This is a genomic window from Brucella anthropi, from assembly GCF_046630315.1.
GTDB lineage: Bacteria > Pseudomonadota > Alphaproteobacteria > Rhizobiales > Rhizobiaceae > Brucella > Brucella anthropi_A.
The window spans coordinates 95395-113166 of record NZ_LQBD01000024.1; the positions used below are offsets into that span (position 1 = coordinate 95395).

The window sequence follows — 17772 nt, forward strand, 5'->3', positions numbered from 1 at the left end:
GTCGGTGGGTATGCGGTGCCGTCAACCTTGCTGTTGCGGCCAGCTTTCAGTGTCGTAATCGGGATGCTGGTAGGAAATCATCGTCCTGACAAATTCGATGCTCGCCGGATCGCGCTCCGTTGCATAGCCGGGAAGATTTGCAAGACCGGCCACATAAGGCAATTGCTTCTCGATCCCCCATTGGATGGTCGGCTCTATCTCCTCCGGCGCATCGAAAGCGCCGATGGCAAGAGCGATCCCGTCGGGCGCTTCATAGGTCAGCGGCGTGCCGCATTGAGGACAAAAGCCCCGCTGCACATGGTTGGACGAGCGGAAGCGCTTCGGCTCATTGCGCGTCCATTCCAGCTTCGCCTCTCTCACCGACACCAGCGGCGCATAGAAATTGCCGAATGCCTTCTGGCACATGCGGCAATGACAGATCGATGCGGAACCCATCGCGCCATCGACGCGAAAGCGCACCGCGCCGCACTGGCAGCCGCCGGTATAGATCGGTTTGTTATCAAGCGTCATGTCATCCTCCCGGTTCCACAAGCCTGTTAACCTACCACATCCCAGGTCGTGATGCGCTCGCCGGTGGCCGGGTCCTTGCCATCTTTCAGCTGAACGCCCTCACCAAGCAGCTCATCGCGAATGCGATCGGCCTCGGCCCAGTTCTTCTCGGCGATGAAGCGCAGACGCTCCGCAATCCGGGCTTCGACGGCATTGCCATCCACCTCGGCCTTGGCAAAGACCGGAATGTCGCCAGCCGAAACGAAATGCGGATCGAACAGGCCGAGCAGCGCCATGCCCTCGCCCAATCCGGCAACATCGCGCGCCTTGAAAGCCTTGCGCAAAGCCGTGATCGCCGTCCAGCTGTTCAAATCGTCGGACAGGGCATCCACCACCTCGCCCACGGCGGTCAGCGTTTGCGGCACGGTGAAATTTCTGTCGCGCAGCAGGCCATACCAGCGGTGCAGCTCCTCGGCGGATTCCGCCAGACGCTGCGCCGTCCAGTTGATCGGCTCGCGATAATGGGTCTGCAACATCGACAGGCGCGCCGCCAGGCCGACCCAGCGGTCGCGCGCATCGACGTCATCCCACACACCCAGTTGCGGCAGGCCCTCGTTCAGCACATCGCGGATGGTGATGAAATTGCCGAGCGATTTCGACATCTTCTGCCCTTCGACCTGCAGGAAGCCGTTATGCATCCAGATGCTGGCCATCCGCTCGGTGCCGAACGCGCAGCATGATTGCGCGATTTCGTTCTCGTGATGCGGGAAGACGAGATCGATCCCGCCGCCATGAATGTCGAACTGGTTCTTCAGCGGATCGTCGCATTTCAGGCCACCGCCAAACGGCTCAAGCAGCTTGGCCATCGACATGGCCGAGCATTCGATATGCCAGCCCGGACGGCCCAATACCGCGATCCCCGCAGGCGAGGCCCAGCCGGGCTCCCCCTCCTTCGACGGTTTCCACAGGACGAAATCCATTTCGTCGCGCTTGTAGGAGGCAACGTCCACGCGGGCGCCCGCCAGCATCTCGTCCAGCGAGCGGCGGGCCAGCGCGCCATAGCGCGGTCCCTTGCGTTCGTTCATGGCGGACGGCGAAAAAAGGACGTGATTCTCGGCCACATAGGCCACGCCAAGCCTGACCAGACGATCGATCATGGCGCGCATCTCGTCCATATGCTCGGTCGCTCGCGGCTGAACGTTGGGCGCCAGATTGCCCAGCGCCGTCACGTCAGCCTGAAACTGCGCATTGGTGCTTTCCGTCACCCGGCGGATGGCTTCATTGAACGGCAGGTCGGGGTAATCGCGGGCGGCGCGGGCGTTGATCTTGTCATCAACGTCCGTGATGTTGCGCGCATAAGTGACATGCGCCGCGCCATAGACATGGCGCAGCAAGCGGAACAGCACGTCGAAAACGATCACCGGACGGGCATTGCCGATATGCGCGAAGTCATAAACCGTCGGTCCGCAGACATACATGCGCACATTGTCGGCATCGAGGGGAGAAAACTCCTCCTTCGTGCGGGTCAGCGTGTTGTACAGACGCAAGCGCGGCGCATAAGCCATTGTCATTATTCCCCAAAAAGACCTTTGAAATCAGTGCGCACCTGACCGCAGCCGACTGGCCGGGGCGTTATCATCCAATTTTTATGAAAGGGAGACGAAAACGGCCGGGCCAGCAAGCTGCTAGCCAATAATAATCGCACAAATACAAATGATCGTGGTCGGCATTTTCATGGCTGCACTTATCCCCGGCAGCACCGTCTCCGTCAAGAACTTTCGCCAAGAGATTGATCGTTTAACGAGATCGCCGCCGATGTTGTATTTTTGCAACCGGCAGACACCCTTTCCCGCCTCAACCGGAAAACCGCAAAACCGGCTCCAAACAGCCTTCATTCGGTCTCAATCAATCACAAAATGGTGAACAGGCATTATCGAAAGGAATGAACAATGTCTAAGAGTGAACTGCAACCCCGCCAAGACCGACTGGTTGATAAATACCGCGAAATCGGGCCTGCCGTGCTTGTTGCAGCATTGCTGAACGCAACGCAACGCACCAGCGACGGTCGCAACGACAACCGCCGGCGTTCCATTCTCGCCGTCAAGAAGCCTGGCTGAGAAAGCTTATCCGGTTCAGCGCCCGGAGTCGGTGAAAGCGTAACAAATAGCGCCAGTCCGGAAAGACTGGCGATCCTCGTCAGAACATCGAAAGCTGCCCGTCATTTCCGTCATCGGATCCGGGCCCGGTCTTTCGCTTCGCCCCCGCCTTCCCGGAAGGCGCCTGTTCCTCGACACGATCCTGCAAGTCGGGCGTCGTGTTGGCCACCTTGTTGACCTTGTCCGACACGGGGATGGCTTCAAAGAAATCATCCTGCGCCGGGCGCATGATATCCGCCACTTCGCGCGGCAGAAAACGCTTGCAGTCCAGCCAGCGGGCAAAATCTTCCGGCTGCACGACAACCGGCATCCGCTCATGGATCGGTCGCAACAGGCCGTTGGCGCTTGTCGTCAATATGCCTGCGGTGTCGATCTGCGATCCGTCGGCGCTGCTCCATGTCTCGATCAGGCCGCCAAAAGCCACGATCCCGCCCTTACGGGGGCGCACCCAATAGGCCTGCGCCTTGTTCTTGCCCTCGCGACGCCACTCATAGAACCCCGATGCCGGGATCAAGGCACGCCGGTGATTGAGCGCTGCGCGAAACGAATTCTTCTCCGCCGCAGTCTCCGAGCGGATGTTGAACATCAGCGGCCAGTCGTTGGGGTCTTTCACCCAGGACGGAACGAACCCCCAGCGCACGAGCAACCCGACGCGATCCGGCCTGTTGCTGCCCGGCGGTGGCGTTTCCCCGCCGATAATGGTCAGAATGGGCTGCGTCGGCGCGATATTATATCGTGGCGGAAAATCCTCCGCGATCAATGCGGCCACGAAAGCTTCCAGCTCTTCCCGGCTTGCAGTCAATGAAAAACGTCCACACATGGTGAGCATGTTTAAGTTTTTTGCCGAGCGGTCAAGGGGGGCTTTTCCATTGCCAACCGGTGTAGTTCTAGCATCATGAAAACAGTTCCCGTCTTTCCGATTCCAGCCAAGGTTCATGGTGTTTCGCTGATCTGCCGACGCGAAGGACGGTTTCTTCTGGTCGAGCGCGGAAAGGAACCGTGGAAAGGCTGGCTTGCCTTTCCGGGCGGCAGCATCGAAGCGGGCGAAACACCCGAACAGGCCGCAATCCGCGAACTGAAGGAAGAAACGGCGCTCGATGCGCGGGCATTGTCGCATGTCATCACCGTCGATCTGGCGCTTGAGGGCAAGGCATATGACAGGAGCTATTACCTGTCCGTATTCCGGGCCATCGAAGTTTCAGGCCGGGAAATCGCCGGAGACGATGCCGCAGCCATTCACTGGCTGACGATTGAGGACATGGCATCGGCAAAGGTGACGGACAGCACGCTCGATGTCGCCCGCATGGTGGCGAGGACGGAAGACGGACATTCGGATATTAATCCTGTTTAGCGGTCTGCCTTGAAGCGGCCCCTATTCTTGGCCATAGCTCATTGTCAGGTGAGAGGTTTTCGATTGAAAAACATTCCGTTTTTTCGACCGGCTGTCTGCTTATCGATCGCTTTATGGGTCGGGGCGGCATGTCCGGCTGTCGCTGAGGACGCGCCCTATGAAGGCAAGATGTTGCGGCTCGCCGAGATTCTGGGCTCGCTGCATTATCTGCGCAATCTGTGCGGCGAGGCCGGCAGCGAATGGCGCGACCGGATGGATGCGATCGTGACCGCGGAAAAGCCTTCCGAAGCCGAACGGGTGCGGCTCATTTCGAGCTTCAACCATGGCTATCGCGTGTTCAGCGACAATTACACCCGCTGTACCCCTTCGGCGCTTGCGGCGATAGATCGCTACATGAAGGAGGGCGAAGGCTTGTCGAACGAGATCGTCTCGCGCTATGGAAATTAACCAATCATTCACTCTTGTGCGGATTGACAGGATTAGTTCGTTCAAATCCGTGATAATCTGTTAACACTGTCTTAAGAAGGCAGTCACGTTGCAAAGGTGGTTGAGCTCCCGCCAGACGGTGAGACACCGACAGCGCAACAGAAAGGCGAAAGCCAGGATGAAGTCTATGGAACATGCACCGGCCGATCTGGACGAAATGATTGCGCGCGAGAAGAAGCTCGTCGCCATCGAATATCATAACGAGGCCTGGGCAGACGGTATCTCCGAAGGTATCGAACCGGAAATCCTTGCTGAAGCAGCCTTCACGACCGCGCTTACAGAACTGATCCGCGAAGCGGGCGACGACTGCGCGCTGGACCTGATCGAGAAAATGCGCGAACAGATCATCGCCGGAACCTTCCTGCCGCAGCGCCTCCTTCAGTAACAGCAAGAGAGCGCCGGTCGCGGGACCAGACCGGCGCTGAAGTTCCCTCCCCGGCGTCCCCCTTCCAGCGCCAGATGTCTTTCCCGATCCGGAATTCCGCCTCACCCCGAACCTTATTGGCAGGGATCATCCTTGCCTGCGGCATCGCCTTGCCCGCCGCCGCAAACTCCTTTGACGTCGCGCTGGCCGATCAGTCGGATTTCCTGCCGCGCCCCGGCGCCCGCACGGGTGCCGATGAAGGCGGCAGATCTTCCCCCATTCCCCTGCCCGGCGCGCTTCCGCGCGCGGTGCCGCATGTATCGCCGGACAATGCCCCGGCTTCGGCATCCAAACCCATGCCGGAAATCCATCGGGATTTCGACAAGCTGCCCGAACCTGTGCGGGTGACGCGTGAACGCATGCTGGAAGCGGCGCGCTCCGGCGACATCGAAAAACTGCGCCCGCTCCTTGGCGTCGAGGACAGGGCCACCCAGCTCTCGCTGGAAGACCACGAGGAAGATGTCATCGACTTTCTCAAGTCGCTCTCGGGCGATGAGGCAGGCCGGGAAGTGCTGGCGATCATCATCGATCTTCTGGATACCGGCTATGTGCATCTGAATGCGGGCAAGGATGACGAAGTCTATGTCTGGCCCTATTTCTACGCCATGCCTCTCGACAGGCTGACGCCGCCCCAGATCGTGGAGCTTTTCCAGATCGTCACCGCCGGTGACTTCGAGGACATGAAGAAGGCAGGCGGCTATGTTTTCTACAGTATCGGCATCGGGCCGGACGGAAGCTGGCGCTTTTTCACGGCTGGCGAATAGTCAGATTCCAGCGCGCATCCGGCTCGGCGGCTCGTTATAGATGCGCTGCCAGACGCGGCGAAACTGCCGGGCGGAAGCAAAACCGGCCTGTGTCGCGACATTTTCGATATCCAGCCCGGAATTGAGAAGCATTTCGCGCGCAAGGCCGACCTTGAGCCGGTTCACATAGTCCGTCACCGTCATTCCGGCATATTCATTGAACAGGCGCGAGAAATTGCGCGGGCTTGCCCCACCGATCTCCGCCAGCCGTTCCACCGACCAATCCGCCGCCGGATCATGCGCGATGGCATCCTGTGCCCGATGCACGACCGGGTTCATATGGTTTCGCCCCTCAAGCCAGGGCGATAGCTGGGGGTCGTTGCCGCTGCGGCGCAGATAGACCACCAGATAGCGCGCGACGGCCAGCGCCGTGACATGATCGGTCAGCCCCGCAACGATGTGCAGCATCAGATCGATGCCTGCGGTGATGCCCGCGCTCGTCAGCCGCTCGCCATCCTCGACGAAGAGCCTGTTTTCATGGACACGCGCTGCGGGGGCCAAGTGTTGAAGTTCACCGATCGTCAGGTGATGGGTGGTGCAGGAATAGCCGTCGAGCAGGCCTGCCCGCGCTGCGAGCAGCGCGCCGGAACAGATCGTCACCAGCCGCACGCCGGGGCGCACCGCCCGGCGAAGCCATTGCACGATCTCCTTTTCCAACGCCGCATCAGCGGTTCGGTCTATCTCCGCATTTCCAAGCGGAATATCGGCGGCGCCTGAAACAATGACCAGCGCATCATCCGGCAACGCCCCCGGCAAAGGCTCCACCCCCGCCACCGGCAGGCCGATGGAACTGAGCGCGGTTGGGGCAGGCCCGATGTAATGAACATCGAAGCGCAGCTGATCCTGTTCGAGATTTGCCTTGCGCAACACCTCAAGCGGTCCCGCCACGTCGAGCAGAAGCACGCGCGGCGGGATGACGACATAGACCGGAACTACCCGGACAATGCCCGCATGGTCACTCATGCTGCCTTCCGTTCTCGGGGCGCAGCCAGCGCCTGTTCCACGGTTACGATACGGGCAAAGCGATTGGCCAGGACAAGCTCCGTGCGGGCCTTGATCTCGGCAGCACTCCACTCGCGCCCGCTTGCGTCGGTCATAGGAAAGGTCAATGTCGCCTCGCTGACGAAATCGACATCATATCCGAAATCCGAGGCATGGCGTATTGTCGTTTCGCAGCATTGTTCGGTGCGAATGCCGGAAACCAGCACGCGGCGGATGCCGTTGGCGACCAGCCACACATCAAGCCCGCTTCCGATCAGCGCGCTGTGGCGGCGCTTGCGGAACACCGCATCCGGTTCAATCGACAGCGGCGAGATTGCCTTCACCAGGCCCGACGCTTCCGAGAACGGCCCTTCATTCTCGACATGAAAAATCTGCACCACCGGAATAGCGGCGCGCCTGGCGCCATCGATCAGCGCCTGCTGGCGCTCGATATAGGCGCCAACCTCTTCATCCCGGTAATAAGTCCGGTGGCGGAATGATTCCTGAGCGTCGATTACCAGCAGAGCCGTATCGTGAGCGGACATTTTTGTTCTCCCTATCAAAAGACTATAGGGAGAAAATACGCCGTGCAACCGGGACAGAAAGCCATCTTACGGACAAGAAGCGGACAGATTACGCCAAATTGCCTAGCGGCGCGGCAATGCTTCGAGGAACTCCACCGGCTCGCCCTTGTGGGCGTTCACGATTTGCGCTTCCCACATCACCTTGATGCCGCGCACAAAAGTGCCGATCGGCCATCCGGTCACGCTCTTGCGGTGATAGGGCGTCCAGCCGGCTTTCGAACCGGCCTGCTCATGGGTGATCGTTTCGCGGCGCTTCATATCCACGATGGTGAGGTCTGCATCATAGCCGACTGCGATGCGCCCCTTGCGGGCCATGCCGAAAATGCGGTTCGGGCCATGGCTGGAAAGATCGACAAAGCGTTCCAGCGAAAGCCTGCCCGCATTGATGTGATCGAGCATGATCGGCACCAGCGTCTGCACGCCCGTCATGCCGGACGGGGAAGCCGGATAGGGCTTTTGCTTTTCTTCCAGCGTGTGCGGGGCATGGTCGGAACCGAGCACGTCGACAATACCCTGATCGATCCCTTTCCACACACCGTCGCGGTGTCGCTTGTCGCGCACAGGCGGGTTCATCTGGATGAGATTGCCGAGCGTCTTGTAATCGTCTGCCGACAAGGTGAGGTGATGCGGCGTCGCCTCGCAGGTCGCGACATCCTTGTGATCTTTCAGGAAATCGATTTCCTCGGCAGTGGAAATATGCAGCACATGAATGCGCGCGCCCGTATCGCGCGCGATGCGCACGAGCCGTTCGGTGCATTGCAGTGCCGCGATTTCATCGCGCCAGACCGGGTGGCTCGACGGATCGCCCTCTACGCGCAGGCCCTTGCGCTCCTCCAGCCGGAACTCGTCTTCCGAATGGAAGGCGGCACGGCGGCGCGTGTTCTTGAGGATCGAGCGCACGCCGTCATCGTCCTCAACCAGCAGGTCGCCGGTGGACGATCCCATGAAAACCTTGATGCCGGCAGCGCCCGGCAGGCGTTCCAGTTCGGCAACATCTTTCGCATTGTCGCGCGTGCCGCCAACCCAGAAAGCGAAATCGCAATGCATGCGATGACGGCCACGTCTCACCTTGTCTTCCAGCGTCTCGGCGGATGTGGTGAGCGGCTTGGTGTTGGGCATTTCGAAAACCGAGGTCACGCCGCCCAGCACGGCGGCAAGCGAGCCGGTTTCGAGATCTTCCTTGTGTTCCAGCCCCGGCTCGCGGAAATGGACCTGGCTATCCACCACGCCGGGCAGGATGTGCAGGCCGGTGCAGTCGATCACCTCACCCGCCGCATGGGTGGAAAGAGAACCGATGGCAGCGATGCGGCCATTGCGAATACCGATGTCGCGCTGGCCTGTACCGTCGTGATTGACGATGGTTGCACCCTTCAAAATCGTATCGAATGTTTCGGCCATAGTGGTCTCCTGCCAGATTGATAGGACTTGCGAGCCTTTCCATTGGGGCTTACGTAACGAGGGCGCGAAAGGCAAGGACGAAGCGATGACGACGGCAGCTGAAACGGTAAATCTTTCCAACAGGGCATTGGTTCATATCACGGGCGAAGAGGCGGAAAAATTTTTGCAAGCCGTGATTACGACCGATCTCGACAAGCTTGGACCGGACGACCTGAAACCGGGAGCATTGCTGGCCCCGCAAGGCAAGATCCTGTTCGACTTTCTCGTTTCGCGCATTGATGGCGGCCTGCGTTTCGATCTTCCGGCAAGCATCGCCGCCGATTTCTGCAAGCGCATCACCCTCTACAGGCTGCGCGCCAAAGCCGAAATAACGCAAGAGCCAGAATCGCTTGTCAGCGTTTCCTGGCAAACGGAATCACATTCTTCACAGAATGATTCAATCAAGCGGGACAGCCGCTTTCCGGCGGAACTGAATGTCCGGCGCATTTATGGGCAAGCGGAAGCCACAGCCGGTGAAAGCGCGTGGACGAAGCTCAGGGCGGACTATGGCGTGGCCGAAGGCGAAGCCGATTTCGCTTATAATGATGTCTTTCCGCATGACGTCAATTTCGACCAGACCGGCGGTGTGTCTTTCCCGAAAGGCTGCTTCATCGGGCAGGAAGTGGTGTCGCGCATGCAGCATCGCGGCACGGCACGACGGCGCGTTCTGGTGGCCCGCTCCGGGGAAAGCCTTCCCCCCATGGGCACATCCATTACCGTCGATGGGCGTGAGATCGGCACGATGGGAAGCTCTGCCGATGTGGTGGGCATTGCGCTTGTACGCATCGATCGCGTCAAGGATGCGATGGATGCCGGGCACATCATTCTGGCGGGCGAGACGCCGGTAACCCTTTCCCTGCCGCCGCATGTGCGGTTCGGATTTCCGGAACCCGAAGCGGGTAACGCCTGATGGCGAGCGCTGACCGATCTTCCGGCAAGACGCGCGCCTGGCAACGCATGTTGTCGGGACGCCGTCTCGACCTGCTCGACCCCTCGCCGCTCGATGTTGAAATCGAGGACATTGCCCATGGCCTTGCCCGTGTGGCGCGGTGGAACGGACAGACGGTGGGCGAACACGCATTTTCCGTCGCGCAGCATTCGCTGCTGGTGGACCAGATATTCATCCGTCTGGTGCCCGATGCCAGCATTGAATGGCAGCTATTGTCGCTGCTGCACGATGCGCCGGAATATGTGATCGGCGACATGATCTCGCCCTTCAAGGCGGTGATGGGCGGCAGTTACAAGATGATCGAAACGCGGCTGGAAAACGCCATCCACCTGCGTTTTTCATTGCCGGTCGCCGTGCCCGCCAAGCTCAAGACGCTCATCAAGCGCGCCGATCAGGTGGCCGCTTTCTTTGAAGCCACGCGGCTTGCCGGTTTCACCGAGGCCGAGGCCGTCAAATATTTCGGGCGTCCGCGTGGTTTCGATCCGGCAGGACTGGATATCACCCCGCGCCCCACGCAAGACGTGCAGGCGGATTTTCTCGCGCGCTTTGCAGCCCTGGAAAAAGCGCGGCAGAACCGATGAGCCGGATCGTCGTGACGCCCCTGTCGCGACTGGCAACACAACTTGCATTGCACCGGCCAAGCCATGTCGTGACGCTTGGAAGCGAGGATCCGGCAGCGCTGCCCGACGGCTTTGATGCCGTCCGTCTGGCGCTCACATTCCACGATATCGTTGAACCGCGCGCCGGATTGGTTGCGCCCGATGAAGGCCACGTGCGGGCGCTTCTGGACTTCGCGGAGGGCTGGTCCATGGATGCGCCTTTGCTCATCCACTGTTATGCCGGCATTTCCCGTTCCACGGCTGCGGCTTACATCATCGCATCCGCCTTGAACCCCACGCTCGATGCAAGCGAACTTGCCGGGCTTGTTCGCAGCCTCTCGCCATCCGCCACGCCGAATATCCGGCTTGTCACGCTCGCAGACGGGATTCTGGGGCGAAACGGACGGATGGTTGCCGCCATACGCGCAATCGGGCGCGGAGCGGATGCCTTTGAGGGCGAGGTTTTCAGCTTGCCTTTGATGACAGGCCTAAATGCATCTATGGGCTGATTGCCCGCCCGAGGGCGTTCAGAAACCCGCCGCGTGCGTCGGGCGGGGTGACGGCACGCGGTTCCCACACATGCCGCATCAGGAAATAACCTGTCATCGTGAAGGCATGATCGATATCGTCATAGGATGCAGCGCGAACAGCCGTATCGTTGACGAAGCCCGGCAGCGGCAGAAGCTTGTCGGCCCAGGGCGCGCCCGCATCCCGGCAAACCGCGCGACCGGATTTCGGCGAGACATAGATCAGATCTTCCCTGACGCCCGTTGCCGCGCATTCCTTGAGATCGAGACCGAAGCCCAGTTCTTCCAGCATCATGACTTCAAAGCGCAGCAACAGTTCGCCGGAGGCCAGCGGATCGTCAAAATGCTCGATGATGAGCCGCAAGGTCTCATAAAGACCGCGATGCGGGTCGCGTTCCGGCAACAGGCGCAGATGCGAAGCCGCCAGCTGGATGCCGTATAAGGCCACCGGCGTTTCGATAAGGCGGGCGGCGGCAAATTCCAGCGGTTCGATGGTAAAGCTGCCCATATGCTCATCCAGCCGCGCCCACCATGTCACATCCACATGATTGCCGGGCTGGAGCAAAGGCTGCATGCGGCGGGAACGCCCGCCGCGCACCATACCCATATGGCGGCCATGCTCACGGGTCATCACTTCCACGATGGCGCTTGTCTCGCCATGGCGTCGTGTCCCGAGAATTATGCCTTCATCGCGCCATTCCATGGCCGCCAGCTTTATGAATTAGCGCATCCCGAAAAGTGTGAAACGGTTTTCGGACAAGATGCGCGCCAGTACAAAGTTAGAGCGCCGATCTGATTTCATCAGATCGAAACGCGCTCTAGGTTGGAAAATCAAGGCCCATTTCGCGGTAGCGTTCCGGGTCGTTGCCCCAGTTCTCGCGCACCTTCACGAAAAGGAAGAGATGAACGGTCTGTTCCAGTATCTCGGAGATTTCCTTGCGCGCGGATTGGCCGATTGCCTTGATCGTCTCGCCCTTGTGGCCGAGCACGATCTTCTTCTGGCTTTCACGCTCGACATAGATCACCTGTTCGATGCGCACCGAGCCATCCTTGCGCTCTTCCCAGCGCTCGGTTTCGACCGTGGACGAATAAGGCAGTTCCTCATGCAGGCGCAGATAAAGCTTCTCGCGGGTGATTTCCGCTGCAAGCTGGCGCATCGGCATGTCGGAAATCTGGTCTTCCGGATAATACCACGGACCGTTCGGCACGTTTTCGGCCAGATATTTCGCGAGATCCTTGCAGCCCGAGCCGTTCAGCGCCGAAATCATGAAAGTCTGGTCGAATGCGACCAGCTCATTGGCCTTGCGGGCGAGATCCAGCAGGACAGGCGGATCGACACGGTCGACCTTGTTGAGCACCAGAACCTTCTTCTGGCGCACATCCTTCATGCTTGCCAGCAGCGCCTCGGCATTCTCGTTCAGCCCGCCTTGCGAATCGAGGAGAACCAGAATGATGTCGGCATCCTTCGCGCCGCCCCAGGCCGTCGTGACCATGGCGCGGTCCAGCCTGCGCTTCGGCCGGAAAATGCCGGGCGTGTCGACCAGGACGATCTGCGCCTGACCTTCGATGAATATGCCGCGCACAAGGGCGCGCGTCGTCTGCACCTTGTGCGTGACGATGGAAACCTTCGTTCCCACAAGCTGGTTGACCAGCGTGGATTTCCCCGCATTCGGCGCCCCGATCAGCGCCACGAAGCCGGAACGGGTCTGGCCTGCCTCGTTTTCGCCGTCAGCCGGCGTCGTCCGATTATTCATTGCTTATCCTTCCAGACGATATTTCCTTGCAGAACGCCGCCTCCCCCCTGCGCGCGACATTCCGGATATGACGAAACCGACATATCGTATAAAGCTGATTATAACTGATCCCGATTGAAAAACGTCAATTCTTGCATCAAGCGGAATTGTCACGCTTCCAGACGCCTTCACGATAGAGCATCGCCTCGGCCGCGTCCTGTTCGGCTATCCGTTTCGAACGCCCCTCGCCCGTTTCCGAGGCAAAGCCCTTGACCGTCACCTCCACCGTGAACAGCGGATCGTGGTCCGGGCCGGTGCGGCTGATGATGGAATAGGATGGATGGACATTGCCCTGCTGGTGCGCCCATTCCTGCAATTCGGTCTTGGCGTCGCGGCGGGCGGCGCCCGTTTGCAGGGACCGCTTTTCCCAGTAGCGCCTGACGAAGGGGCGCACGGCCTCCAGCCCGCCATCGAGATAGATCGTGGCGATCAGCGCCTCGACGACATCGGCGCGCACATTCAAGAGGCGCTTGTCATTCAGCGACTTGATATCGGAACCGGTGTGAATGAGATCGGCAAGCCCGATCTCATCGGCAATCGCCGCACAGGTTTCGGCATTCACCAGCGCATTGAGGCGAACGGACAGTTCCCCTTCGGATGCATCCGGAAACTCGTCGAACAGCATTTCCGCGACGGTCAGTCCCAGAACGCGATCGCCGAGAAATTCGAGACGTTCATAATTTGCGCGCGAGGGCGCCTGCACACTTGAGTGGGTGAGCGCACGATCCAGCCGTTTCACATTGAGAAAACGGTGCCCGGTGCGCTCTTCCAGAATTGCTGCTGCCTGATTTGCCGAAGCCATTTCAGTTCCCGGTGACGGCTGTATGCGGCGCGGCATTGACGGAAGTGAACAGGCGGCTGAAGCGCACGTCGGTCGGCCATTTCCATATTTCCAGCGGGCTTGCCTTATCGGCAATGGAGAAGAAGATGATGTTCGCGCGACCGACCAGATTTTCAAACGGCACATAACCGACGCCGAAACGGCTATCGAGCGAATTGTCGCGATTGTCGCCCATCATGAAGTAATGGCCGGCCGGAACCTCGAAGACGCGCGTGTCGTCACCGATGGAATTCGGCGCGAGATCGAGCGTGTCATAGGTCACGCCATCCGGCAGGGTTTCGCGATAGACCTCGACGGGACGGTTCACTTCCGTCACATCGGGATTGTCGATCGTGCCGACCCGCTCACGCTTGACCGCCTGATCGTTGATATAGAGCACGCCGCCGCGCATCTGCACGCGGTCGCCCGGCAGGCCGATCACGCGTTTGATGTAATCGACGGAAGGATCGCTCGGCAGCTTGAACACCACCACGTCACCGCGCTTCGGCTCGGCGCTCCAGATGCGGCCTGAAAACAGGTCCAGCCCGAACGGCAGCGAATAGCGCGAATAGCCATAGGCATATTTCGAAACGAACAGATAATCGCCTTCCAGAAGCGTCGGACGCATGGAGCCCGACGGTATGCTGAAAGGCTGGAAAAGCAGGGTGCGGATGACCAGCGCCAGCAGCAGCGCCTGCACGATAACGCTGATGGTTTCGCCAAGGCCGCCGGATTTTTTTGTCTCACTCTTGCTGGACACGCTCATTGTATCTCCGCTTCCGATAAGGCGATCTAATAACGACTATGAATGCATGACGCAATCAGTCCGCCGGCAGAACGCCGGTTTATCGCATGATTATGAGCAGGAGTTGCCTGCCACAATCACAATTATTCCGTCTCCGGCAGGGCTTCGATGATGACAAAGGCCTGCGCGAGAGGAAAATCATCGGTAATTGTCAGATGTATGGCGGCGCGCGTTCCGGCGGGCAAGAGTTTCTGCAACTGTTTCGCAGCCCCCCCCGTCAAATGCATGGTCGGCTTTCCCGAAGGCGCATTGACCACGCCCATATCCCGCCAGAAAACGCCCTCGGCAATGCCCGTTCCAAGCGCCTTCGCGCAGGCTTCCTTGGCTGCGAAGCGCTTGGCATAGGATGCCGCCCGCTGCTTGCGGGCTTCGGATTTTTTCTGCTCGACCTCGGTGAAGACCCGGTTGCGGAAACGGTCGCCATGGCGCTCAAGCGTGTTTTCGACGCGGCGGATATCGATGAGGTCGCTACCGATACCGACGATCATACCTTCTGCGGCTCCTGTTCGCGATGCTTGCGATGCTTTTCCGCAAGGCGGTCGATACGGCGGCGGCGGAAAGCCGAAACGGCAAAGCGCGTGACGAAATAAACCACCACCGCGAATGCGGCGCCCAGAATCGTCGAGCCGAACAGCATCGGCTTCAGGAGCGGCGTCCAGATTTCATCGAAATGCATGGTTTCCAATGCCCGCCCGAGATGGACCGGCGGCGCGGCATCGATGCTGCCATTCATGACGAAGCGGCCAAGCTCGAACGTGCTGCCCCAGATGAAAGGCAGCGTCAGCGGGTTGGCAAGCGTGGTGCCGAGCGCTGCGGCCGCGATATTGCCGGCAAGGAAATAGGCCAGCACGATTGCGATGATGAGATGGAAGCCGAAGAAAGGCGTAAAGGCCGAAAACACACCGACCGCCAGACCGGCGGCGACAGCATGGGGCGAGGCAGTGATGCGCAGAATCCGCTTGCCGCCGTACCGGAAGGAACGGGAGAAGGAGCGGCGCGGCCAGACCAGAAGCCTTATACGCTCTTTTCTGGTCGGAGGATGACGGCGTTGAAACAGCATGCGCTTCTCTTAATGCGCTCCCATCGCGGAGACAATTGTTATTATTCGGCCAGAATTGCAACGCTGTCGCTGCGGTCGAAGGGAGCGGTGTCGAGCCTTGGCATATAAAAGCGGGGCGAAACGCCAAGCATCCTGCGGAACATCGTCGTGAAGGCCGACACGCTGTCATAGCCCAGATCCAGCGCCACACTCGTCACCGCCTCGCCTTCCGCAAGCCGGGGAACCGCGGCAAACAGGCAGGCCTGCTGGCGCCAGACGGAAAGGCTTACGCCGGTTTCCCGCTGGAAATGGCGGGTGAACGAACGGCGGCTCATCGCCATCCTGTCCGCCCAGTCATCGATCGTGGCGCGTGAAGACGGCTTTTTCACGAATTCACGACATAATTTCTGTAAACGCGGATCGGACGGGAAAGGCAGCCCCAGGGGGCGCTGCGGCAAGGTGTGCAGGTCATGCAATATGAGCCCGATCACCAGCGCGTCGCGACTATCGGGCTCCGGCGTGCTGTCCTGCGCGGTCGCATCGATGATGAGGCAGCGCATGAGATCGGTCAGCCCGACCACATGCAGATAATCCGGCACGCCCGACACGGCATCGACACAGATATAGATCGAGCGCATGCAGACTTCGCCCAATATCTCGACCGAATGCTCCACGCCCGCCGGTATCCACATGGCATGGTCGCCCGGAATCATCCAGCGGCCCGCATCCGTCGTCACCAGCACCACGCCTTGCGATGCGCACAGAAGCTGCGCCCGGCTGTGGCGATGGCGCGGCACGAAATAACCGTCCGGATAGCGCGTCGGCAAGGCGATCACCGGCCCGCTCATGCCTTCCAGCATGGCGATGCGCTGTTCGTGGAACTTTTGCAGTTCCTCGCTGCCCGGCAATAAAAGTCCCGGCGGAGACTTCGGTTTCATCGCAATCCTGACTTTCCTTTGGCCCACTCTCGAAACTATTGGACCAAATCACGAAAGCGGGCGAGAGGCAATGGCCCTAAGAATGATGCGCTGAGAATGGGGCGCGCCATTCGCCGGCGAGATGGATTTGACGTCTGAACGGGGCAGGTTCCTGTCTGGATGGCAAGGTCGCGAATTTTCGCCGGTTTCCCATCAACATTCCGCAATAAGCTTGAGTGCCTTGTTTCCCGTTGTCGGATAGTATCATCGGGAAATACGCCGGAAGACCGGCTTTCATCTTCGGAGGAGCAGTATGAGCATGAGTGCTGCACAGCAGCCATCCAACAGCGGCGCGGACAATACTGTCCTCGCCATCATCCTGGCCACAAGCATGGGCCATTTTTTGAACGACATGATGCAGTCGCTCCTTCCGGCCATCTATCCGATGCTGAAGCAAAACTACAGCCTGTCCTTCTGGCAGATCGGCCTCCTGACCTTCACCTTCCAGATGACGGCATCGATCCTGCAACCGCTGGTGGGCATCTATACCGACCGCAGGCCGATGCCCTATTCCCTGCCCTTCGGCATGGGCTGCACGCTGGTCGGCCTCGTCTTCCTGGCGACCGCGCATCATTATTCCGTCCTGCTTCTGGGCGCGGCCTTCGTCGGCTTCGGCTCGTCCGTCTTCCATCCGGAAGCGGCCCGTGTGGCGCGGCTTGCCTCGGGCGGGCGGCACGGTTTCGCGCAGTCCCTGTTTCAGGTGGGCGGCAATTTCGGCTCGTCGATCGGCCCGCTTCTGGCAGCCTTCATCGTTCTGCCGTTCGGGCAGATCAGCGTGTCATGGTTCTCCGTCGCCGCACTGATCGGCATGATGCTGCTCTGGTATGTCGGCAACTGGTACAATCGCTACCGGATTGCCAATGCCAGCAGGGCAAAGCCCGACAAGACCCTGCCCCTGCCGCGCAACAAGGTTTTGATGTCGGTTGGCGTTCTGGCGATGCTGGTCTTCACCAAATATATCTATATGGCCAGCCTGACGAGCTACTACACCTTCTACACGATCAGCCATTTCGGCGTGACGGTGCAGACATCGCAGCTGCTTCTGTTCCTGTTCCTCGGCGCGGTGGCTGCGGGAACCATCATCGGCGGCCCCATCGGCGACAGGATCGGCGCGCGCAAGGTGATCTGGGCATCGATCCTCGGCGTCCTGCCGTTCACGCTGGCCCTGCCCTATGCGAATCTGGAAATGACGGCTGTTCTCACCGTCATCATCGGCCTGATCCTCGCCTCGGCCTTTCCGGCCATCGTGGTGTTCGCGCAGGAACTGCTGCCGGGACGCGTCGGCATGGTGTCGGGGCTGTTCTTCGGCTTTGCTTTCGGCATGGCCGGCATCGCGGCCGCGGTTCTCGGCATCGTCGCCGATCACAAGGGTATCGAGTATGTTTACAACATCTGCTCATATCTGCCGCTGCTCGGTCTCTTGACGATTTTCCTGCCCAAGCTGGAAAAGAACCGCAAGGCCTGACCCATATGAAAGCACAGCCCGAGGAGCGGTCCACGCTCCTCGGGCTGTGCTCAAAACAGTGGAGCACCGCACGTCCCCCAACGGCGG

General features: G+C 59.9%; 23 protein-coding genes. 9 read left to right on the top strand and 14 right to left on the bottom strand.

Annotated elements, in window-relative coordinates; translation table 11 throughout:
• Positions 1 to 21 precede the first annotated feature (21 nt).
• The 3 genes from AVM02_RS12850 to AVM02_RS12860 all read right to left on the bottom strand — a co-directional run bounded on the left by AVM02_RS12850 (position 22) and on the right by AVM02_RS12860 (position 2384).
• Positions 22 to 510: a GFA family protein gene (locus AVM02_RS12850; protein WP_411507327.1), complete on the bottom strand. Its 489-nt coding sequence runs from the start codon at positions 508 to 510 to the stop codon at positions 22 to 24.
• 26 nt (positions 511 to 536) lie between these two features.
• Entirely contained in the window at positions 537 to 2054 is a 1518-nt protein-coding gene (gene cysS, locus AVM02_RS12855; protein WP_411507328.1) for a cysteine--tRNA ligase, read from the bottom strand.
• 120 nt (positions 2055 to 2174) lie between these two features.
• Positions 2175 to 2384 carry a hypothetical protein gene (locus AVM02_RS12860; RefSeq protein WP_411507329.1) on the bottom strand — a complete coding sequence of 70 codons (210 nt, stop codon included), beginning with the start codon at positions 2382 to 2384 and terminating at the stop codon, positions 2175 to 2177.
• Positions 2385 to 2438: 54 nt separating this feature from the next.
• On the opposite strand from AVM02_RS12860, the gene AVM02_RS12865 reads away from it, so the two are divergent.
• Positions 2439 to 2606 (top strand): hydrolase, encoded by a 168-nt coding sequence (locus AVM02_RS12865; protein ID WP_411507330.1) that lies wholly within the window; start codon positions 2439 to 2441, stop codon positions 2604 to 2606.
• A 79-nt stretch (positions 2607 to 2685) separates the two neighbouring features.
• Here the strand turns inward: AVM02_RS12865 and AVM02_RS12870 are convergent, their stop codons facing one another.
• Positions 2686 to 3465, bottom strand: a complete 780-nt coding sequence (locus AVM02_RS12870; RefSeq protein WP_411507463.1) for an SOS response-associated peptidase — start codon at positions 3463 to 3465, stop codon at positions 2686 to 2688.
• A 75-nt stretch (positions 3466 to 3540) separates the two neighbouring features.
• Between AVM02_RS12870 and AVM02_RS12875 the strand changes: the two genes are divergently transcribed.
• From AVM02_RS12875 to AVM02_RS12890, 4 genes are all read left to right on the top strand, one after another.
• Positions 3541 to 3996, top strand: coding sequence for an NUDIX hydrolase (locus AVM02_RS12875; protein WP_411507331.1), 456 nt, complete (start codon positions 3541 to 3543; stop codon positions 3994 to 3996).
• Positions 3997 to 4059: 63 nt separating this feature from the next.
• Positions 4060 to 4443 (top strand): TIGR02301 family protein, encoded by a 384-nt coding sequence (locus AVM02_RS12880; RefSeq protein WP_411507332.1) that lies wholly within the window; start codon positions 4060 to 4062, stop codon positions 4441 to 4443.
• Between the two features lie 166 nt (positions 4444 to 4609).
• On the top strand, positions 4610 to 4867 hold the full coding sequence (locus AVM02_RS12885; RefSeq protein ID WP_411507333.1) for a hypothetical protein: 258 nt from the start codon (positions 4610 to 4612) through the stop codon (positions 4865 to 4867).
• Between the two features lie 74 nt (positions 4868 to 4941).
• Positions 4942 to 5670 carry a hypothetical protein gene (locus AVM02_RS12890; protein WP_411507334.1) on the top strand — a complete coding sequence of 243 codons (729 nt, stop codon included), beginning with the start codon at positions 4942 to 4944 and terminating at the stop codon, positions 5668 to 5670.
• Here the strand turns inward: AVM02_RS12890 and AVM02_RS12895 are convergent, their stop codons facing one another.
• The 3 genes from AVM02_RS12895 to AVM02_RS12905 form a co-directional block, all read right to left on the bottom strand.
• A complete protein-coding gene (locus AVM02_RS12895; RefSeq protein ID WP_411507335.1) occupies positions 5671 to 6672 on the bottom strand; it encodes a GlxA family transcriptional regulator in 1002 nt (333 codons plus the stop codon). It abuts the gene before it with no gap.
• Positions 6669 to 7235, bottom strand: coding sequence for an isochorismatase family protein (locus tag AVM02_RS12900; protein ID WP_411507336.1), 567 nt, complete (start codon positions 7233 to 7235; stop codon positions 6669 to 6671). The genes AVM02_RS12895 and AVM02_RS12900 overlap by 4 nt, the downstream gene beginning before the upstream one ends.
• Before the next feature lie 102 nt (positions 7236 to 7337).
• On the bottom strand, positions 7338 to 8672 hold the full coding sequence (locus tag AVM02_RS12905; RefSeq protein WP_411507337.1) for a dihydroorotase: 1335 nt from the start codon (positions 8670 to 8672) through the stop codon (positions 7338 to 7340).
• Between the two features lie 85 nt (positions 8673 to 8757).
• Between AVM02_RS12905 and AVM02_RS12910 the strand changes: the two genes are divergently transcribed.
• From AVM02_RS12910 to AVM02_RS12920, 3 genes are read left to right on the top strand one after another with little or no spacing between them, the layout of a single operon-like run.
• Positions 8758 to 9621 carry a YgfZ/GcvT domain-containing protein gene (locus AVM02_RS12910; protein ID WP_411507338.1) on the top strand — a complete coding sequence of 288 codons (864 nt, stop codon included), beginning with the start codon at positions 8758 to 8760 and terminating at the stop codon, positions 9619 to 9621.
• Positions 9621 to 10241 carry a YfbR-like 5'-deoxynucleotidase gene (locus tag AVM02_RS12915; RefSeq protein ID WP_411507339.1) on the top strand — a complete coding sequence of 207 codons (621 nt, stop codon included), beginning with the start codon at positions 9621 to 9623 and terminating at the stop codon, positions 10239 to 10241. Before AVM02_RS12910 ends, AVM02_RS12915 begins: the two co-directional genes overlap by 1 nt.
• The gene (locus tag AVM02_RS12920) at positions 10238 to 10768 is read left to right on the top strand and encodes a tyrosine phosphatase family protein (protein WP_411507340.1); all 531 of its coding nucleotides are present in this window, start codon (positions 10238 to 10240) and stop codon (positions 10766 to 10768) included. The genes AVM02_RS12915 and AVM02_RS12920 overlap by 4 nt, the downstream gene beginning before the upstream one ends.
• On the opposite strand, the gene recO is transcribed toward AVM02_RS12920, so the two are convergent.
• From recO to AVM02_RS12955, 7 genes are all read right to left on the bottom strand, one after another.
• Positions 10758 to 11489 (bottom strand): DNA repair protein RecO, encoded by a 732-nt coding sequence (gene recO, locus AVM02_RS12925; protein ID WP_411507341.1) that lies wholly within the window; start codon positions 11487 to 11489, stop codon positions 10758 to 10760. The genes AVM02_RS12920 and recO overlap by 11 nt on opposite strands.
• A gap of 115 nt (positions 11490 to 11604) precedes the next feature.
• Positions 11605 to 12540, bottom strand: a complete 936-nt coding sequence (gene era / locus AVM02_RS12930; RefSeq protein WP_411507342.1) for a GTPase Era — start codon at positions 12538 to 12540, stop codon at positions 11605 to 11607.
• 136 nt (positions 12541 to 12676) lie between these two features.
• Positions 12677 to 13381 carry a ribonuclease III gene (gene rnc, locus AVM02_RS12935; RefSeq protein WP_411507343.1) on the bottom strand — a complete coding sequence of 235 codons (705 nt, stop codon included), beginning with the start codon at positions 13379 to 13381 and terminating at the stop codon, positions 12677 to 12679.
• Position 13382: 1 nt separating this feature from the next.
• A complete protein-coding gene (gene lepB / locus AVM02_RS12940) occupies positions 13383 to 14165 on the bottom strand; it encodes a signal peptidase I (protein ID WP_211693336.1) in 783 nt (260 codons plus the stop codon).
• A gap of 122 nt (positions 14166 to 14287) precedes the next feature.
• Complete coding sequence (gene acpS / locus AVM02_RS12945) at positions 14288 to 14692, bottom strand: holo-ACP synthase (RefSeq protein ID WP_411507344.1); 405 nt, start codon at positions 14690 to 14692, stop codon at positions 14288 to 14290.
• Entirely contained in the window at positions 14689 to 15264 is a 576-nt protein-coding gene (gene bspA, locus AVM02_RS12950; protein WP_411507345.1) for a type IV secretion system effector BspA, read from the bottom strand. Before bspA ends, acpS begins: the two co-directional genes overlap by 4 nt.
• 41 nt (positions 15265 to 15305) lie before the next feature.
• Positions 15306 to 16151, bottom strand: coding sequence for an AraC family transcriptional regulator (locus tag AVM02_RS12955; RefSeq protein WP_411507464.1), 846 nt, complete (start codon positions 16149 to 16151; stop codon positions 15306 to 15308).
• A 322-nt stretch (positions 16152 to 16473) separates the two neighbouring features.
• Between AVM02_RS12955 and AVM02_RS12960 the strand changes: the two genes are divergently transcribed.
• A complete protein-coding gene (locus AVM02_RS12960) occupies positions 16474 to 17685 on the top strand; it encodes an MFS transporter (protein ID WP_411507346.1) in 1212 nt (403 codons plus the stop codon).
• The last annotated feature ends 87 nt before the right edge of the window (positions 17686 to 17772 follow it).

Coding starts and splice junctions, on each gene's coding strand:
- AVM02_RS12865 (WP_411507330.1), top strand. CDS start 2,439: ATGTCTAAGAGTGAACTGCAACCCCGCCAAGACCGACTGGTTGATAAA.
- cysS (WP_411507328.1), bottom strand. CDS start 2,054: ATGGCTTATGCGCCGCGCTTGCGTCTGTACAACACGCTGACCCGCACG.
- lepB (WP_211693336.1), bottom strand. CDS start 14,165: ATGAGCGTGTCCAGCAAGAGTGAGACAAAAAAATCCGGCGGCCTTGGC.
- AVM02_RS12920 (WP_411507340.1), top strand. CDS start 10,238: ATGAGCCGGATCGTCGTGACGCCCCTGTCGCGACTGGCAACACAACTT.
- AVM02_RS12915 (WP_411507339.1), top strand. CDS start 9,621: ATGGCGAGCGCTGACCGATCTTCCGGCAAGACGCGCGCCTGGCAACGC.
- AVM02_RS12870 (WP_411507463.1), bottom strand. CDS start 3,465: ATGTGTGGACGTTTTTCATTGACTGCAAGCCGGGAAGAGCTGGAAGCT.
- bspA (WP_411507345.1), bottom strand. CDS start 15,264: ATGCTGTTTCAACGCCGTCATCCTCCGACCAGAAAAGAGCGTATAAGG.
- AVM02_RS12900 (WP_411507336.1), bottom strand. CDS start 7,235: ATGTCCGCTCACGATACGGCTCTGCTGGTAATCGACGCTCAGGAATCA.
- era (WP_411507342.1), bottom strand. CDS start 12,540: ATGAATAATCGGACGACGCCGGCTGACGGCGAAAACGAGGCAGGCCAG.
- AVM02_RS12905 (WP_411507337.1), bottom strand. CDS start 8,672: ATGGCCGAAACATTCGATACGATTTTGAAGGGTGCAACCATCGTCAAT.
- acpS (WP_411507344.1), bottom strand. CDS start 14,692: ATGATCGTCGGTATCGGTAGCGACCTCATCGATATCCGCCGCGTCGAA.
- rnc (WP_411507343.1), bottom strand. CDS start 13,381: ATGGCTTCGGCAAATCAGGCAGCAGCAATTCTGGAAGAGCGCACCGGG.
- AVM02_RS12890 (WP_411507334.1), top strand. CDS start 4,942: ATGTCTTTCCCGATCCGGAATTCCGCCTCACCCCGAACCTTATTGGCA.
- AVM02_RS12850 (WP_411507327.1), bottom strand. CDS start 510: ATGACGCTTGATAACAAACCGATCTATACCGGCGGCTGCCAGTGCGGC.
- AVM02_RS12875 (WP_411507331.1), top strand. CDS start 3,541: ATGAAAACAGTTCCCGTCTTTCCGATTCCAGCCAAGGTTCATGGTGTT.
- AVM02_RS12960 (WP_411507346.1), top strand. CDS start 16,474: ATGAGCATGAGTGCTGCACAGCAGCCATCCAACAGCGGCGCGGACAAT.
- AVM02_RS12895 (WP_411507335.1), bottom strand. CDS start 6,672: ATGAGTGACCATGCGGGCATTGTCCGGGTAGTTCCGGTCTATGTCGTC.
- AVM02_RS12885 (WP_411507333.1), top strand. CDS start 4,610: ATGGAACATGCACCGGCCGATCTGGACGAAATGATTGCGCGCGAGAAG.
- AVM02_RS12860 (WP_411507329.1), bottom strand. CDS start 2,384: ATGAAGGCTGTTTGGAGCCGGTTTTGCGGTTTTCCGGTTGAGGCGGGA.
- AVM02_RS12910 (WP_411507338.1), top strand. CDS start 8,758: ATGACGACGGCAGCTGAAACGGTAAATCTTTCCAACAGGGCATTGGTT.
- recO (WP_411507341.1), bottom strand. CDS start 11,489: ATGGAATGGCGCGATGAAGGCATAATTCTCGGGACACGACGCCATGGC.